The sequence below is a fragment of the Pseudomonas sp. CM25 genome, assembly GCF_013179705.1.
GTDB lineage: Bacteria > Pseudomonadota > Gammaproteobacteria > Pseudomonadales > Pseudomonadaceae > Aquipseudomonas.
The window spans coordinates 1-3,713 of sequence record NZ_JABMCW010000449.1 but is presented as its reverse complement, the minus strand read 5'-3'; the positions used below and the strand labels follow the sequence as shown (position 1 = coordinate 3,713).

At 58.8% G+C, this 3,713-nt stretch carries 2 protein-coding genes, 1 tRNA gene and 1 pseudogene; all 4 read right to left on the bottom strand.

The genetic code is table 11. The annotated features are described in order from the left end of the window. Positions 1-219, bottom strand: a pseudogene (locus HP546_RS31565) (integrase); the annotation flags it as partial. 930 nt (positions 220-1,149) lie between these two features. Beyond that, on the bottom strand, positions 1,150-2,469 hold the full coding sequence (locus tag HP546_RS27560) for an integrase arm-type DNA-binding domain-containing protein (protein WP_172232182.1): 1,320 nt from the start codon (positions 2,467-2,469) through the stop codon (positions 1,150-1,152). A 162-nt stretch (positions 2,470-2,631) separates the two neighbouring features. After that, positions 2,632-2,707: transfer RNA gene (locus HP546_RS27555), tRNA-Thr, on the bottom strand. Positions 2,708-2,805: 98 nt separating this feature from the next. After that, positions 2,806-3,060: a hypothetical protein gene (locus HP546_RS27550; protein WP_172232185.1), complete on the bottom strand. Its 255-nt coding sequence runs from the start codon at positions 3,058-3,060 to the stop codon at positions 2,806-2,808. Between the last annotated feature and the right edge of the window lie 653 nt (positions 3,061-3,713).

Sequence of the window (3,713 nt, the reverse complement as noted above, 5' to 3'; positions counted from 1 at the left end):
GTTGGCCAATACCTTCCGATCAATCTGCCGAGCATCATTGATACCGGGCCCCTGTTCGGAACGGCACCATTTGACGAATGCCTGCCACCGATCACAGTGCGCCTTGACCGTGCCGTAATGACCGCCGCCGAACATGTCCTTAAGCGCCTGCGGCCCTGCGTAGCTCAATTGCCTGCCATAACCGAAATTGCGACCATCGCGTCTACCTACCAATGCCATGTCGGTCACCTCATCTGACGTTTTCCGATCCTCGCCCCACGTCATCCCGCCAAGAATGTTGAGTGTTATCAGGGATCAAGGCCCCTGCGACCTGTGGGGATGTCCTCTAACGCGGGACTGGCGGCTCCTTACGACCGGGAGCAAGGGCATCTCATGATCTGGCCTCCTAAGCACCGTTAACGGTGGGCGGGTGGAGGCTGCATTGGCTGACGAGACCAGTGCCGCGAGATCCTGAGTCGGGTGAACGCAGCAATGCGATGACCGGGGCATGCCTGACTGTCAGTCAGGTGCAGTCCATTCCCTGGTCTGCGGCACCATCACCTGCATGGCTGTCGCTGGTGACATCGGCGTTTGTCACGCCAATTGTCACGAGGGGAATTGCCGCTGAGCCATGTGCGATCTGGGCTGCAGCAGTGTCAGGAGCGCCCGTCTCTTTCCAGTGAAAGAGACGGGCGCAGGTTGGCGCACGCGAAATGGCCAAGCGGATAGGTTGCTGCTGAGCAGATGGGGTAGGGTGGTTGCCGCAGGGGCAACGATATTGAGTTGGCATCCATCACATGGGTAGTGACCGTACGAGCTGCCGGACGCGAATCGTACTTGCGGGTGAACCACCGCGGGAGCGGCGTGACCTTAAAGGTTCGGGTCACCTGGGGTGCTGTCATCGACAGCTCTTGCGACTCCCGGTCTACGCTTGTGGACAATATTCGTCAAGCAGCGCGATATCAGGGGTTTAGCGCCTGTGGATAAAACTATCCCCCGGTGGACATCAGTGGTTTTCCACAGACGTAAGCTGTGCCAGCAGTTTTTTTCTTAGGTATGGTCCTTTCAAACGGGGCGGCTTTGCAGCCCCGTTTGAAAGGACCCGCGCGGAGGAGCTTCATGCGGTGCTGTGGGTAACTTCACCGCAAGTTGAGGTGGTGGCGCGGCGGGTTACTCGGTCATCTTGGCACTGCGAAGGCGCGTGACGTTCTCGCCCGTTTGCTTGGCAAACTCATGCGGCGTCACATGGTCCTCGCGGTTCGCCTCCAGAAACCGGCTCCACCAGGTCATGATCATCCGGCGCTCTTCGAGGAACTCGGCCTTGTGGGTATAAGCGGCGCGCACGTTGTTGCGTTCCTTGTGGCTCATCTGCCGTTCGATGGCCGTCTCTGACCAAAGTCCGGATTCGACCAGCGCACTGCACGCCATGGCTCGGAACCCGTGGCCGCAGATATCCACTTTGGTGTCATAGCCCATCGTCCTTAGCGCGGCATTCACCGTGTTCTCAGACATCGGTTTCCACGGTTTGGCATCTCCCGCGAACACCAGCTCGAACTTGCCGGTGATCGCGTGGATCTGCTCAAGCAAGCCCACTGCTTGCGGCGATAAGGGTACAACGTGAATGTCTCCGGCCATTTTCGTACCCCTTGTGGAAAACGGTACGCCGTCGAGCGCCGGGCGAGTGTCGGGGATCTCCCAGATGCCGCGATTGAGGTCGAACTCGTTCCAGCGGGCGAAGCGCAGCTCACTGGAGCGTACGAACACGTGCAGCGACAGCATCACGGTAAGGCGTGTGAGTGGACGACCTTTGTAGTCGTCGATGCGTGCTTGCAGCTCTGGCAGCCGCGATAAGGGTAGCGCGGGTCGATGTGTAACCCGTGGTGCTCTGATCGAGCCGTCGAGGTCGTGAGCCGGGTTCGCGGTGATCAGCCGCAGCCGTTTGGCTTCGCGCATGACGCTTTGCAGGTAGTTCTTGATCCTGAGCGCCACGTCGATGGTGCCGCGCTTCGTCACCGCTTCCAGTGGCTGCATAAGGTCGTGGGTGTCCAACTCAACGATTGCCCTGGCACCGAGCAAAGGGAATACATGAGTCTTCAACCGGCTGAGTACAGTCTTGGCGTGGCCCGGCGCCCACTTGGGCACCATCCCGGCATACCAATCGAGCGCAACGCTTTCGAAGGTACGGCCATTGATTACGGCTTGCACCTTGGCCTGCTGCTTGGATTGGATGGGGTCAATGCCGTTGGCGAGCTGCTGTTTAAGCTCGAAGCGCTTGTGGCGAGCGTCAGCCAGCCCGACCACCGGGTAATTGCCGAGTGAGGTCAGGCCCTCGCGACCATCGGGCTTCACGTACCTGAGCCGCCAGCCTTTGCGACCGTTGGGCTTCACGAGCAGGTAAAGGCCATCGCCGTCAAAAAGCTTGTACTCACGTTCGCGAGCCTTTGCAGTGCGGCAGGCGTTGTCGGTAAGGGGAGCCGTTGTGCGAGCCATAAGGGTACTTTCCAATGTCGAATTGGTAGGTATCCTTAAAAGTACCCTTATTAGCGCTGGCTACCCTCGGAATCCGACGGAACGCCAAAACGAAAAAACCCGCCAGAGGGCGGGTTTTTCGGGGGTTCCAAAGATTTTGAAAGCTTTCTATGGAACCTTGTATGGTGCCGGCACCAGGAATCGAACCCGGGACCTACTGATTACAAGTCAGTTGCTCTACCATCTGAGCTATACCGGCAATGGGGCGTCATTATAGCGATCGGTTGGCGTCTGTAAACCACTTACTTGCGATTGTTCGAAAAAGACCTAAGTCACCGCCCCAAAACGAGAATTTTCCTACCAGCCGCGGTGGATGGTGTTTACGTTCGGCTCGGTTTTGCCCGGGTTGAAGAACAGCTTGTCGTTGTCGCAGCCGCGCTTGCGGCACGGGCTTTCGGTGCGCATGGGCAGGCCGTTGTCACCGCCCAACTGCATGCCGGGGTGGTTCCAGCCCAGGTTGCTGTTGTGATGAGGTGGCGTGCCGCTGGCGCAGGCGGTCAGGGCCAGGGCCAGGGCCAGGGTCAACAGGGCGAGGGGTTTGGCTTGGGTCACGATGGTGAGGTCCGGTGGTCCATTGTCGGTCTGGCACAGCGCCAGAATGCCGCGGGGCTGGCGGGCAGCGCGCGACTTCACTTTTTAATGATTTGGGGGCGGATGATACACCGTAGTGGCGGTGAGGCATTAGTCTTGTGTTGTCTGGCAGGGCCTCTTCGCGGGTGAACCCGCTCCCACAGGTACCGCGCCGGCCTCAAGAGCAGCCCATCCCTGTGGGAGCGGGTTTCACCCGCGAAGAGGCCATCAGCTGTATGAAAATCCTGAATTAGAGACCAAAAGCTTCAGGATTTTGAAGCTTCGGAACTATCCTACGCGCGCCGCCGAAGTATCGCTGTTGTCGGGGAAATGGCTCACGGATACCGTTTACGCGTCGCTTTGGCGACCGGGTGTGAGAACCCGACTATGAACGTATCGGCTGCGTAATGGCGACCGTGCGCGGGCAGACCTCGGTCTGGCCGAGCTTCCTATGTTCACTCGGTTTCTCACCTCGTGCACGGTTGCCGCCTTTGTTCCGTGAGAAAGAATGAGCACGGCAACTCCTTTGAACGTAGGAGTACGACAATTGAAAACAAATCCACCCGATAACACCCCCAATCAAATCACCACCGCAGGCGTAGAAACCTTCCTCGCAGCCGGCAACCCTTCCCTGA

Coding starts and splice junctions, on each gene's coding strand:
- HP546_RS27560 (WP_172232182.1), bottom strand. CDS start 2,469: ATGGCTCGCACAACGGCTCCCCTTACCGACAACGCCTGCCGCACTGCA.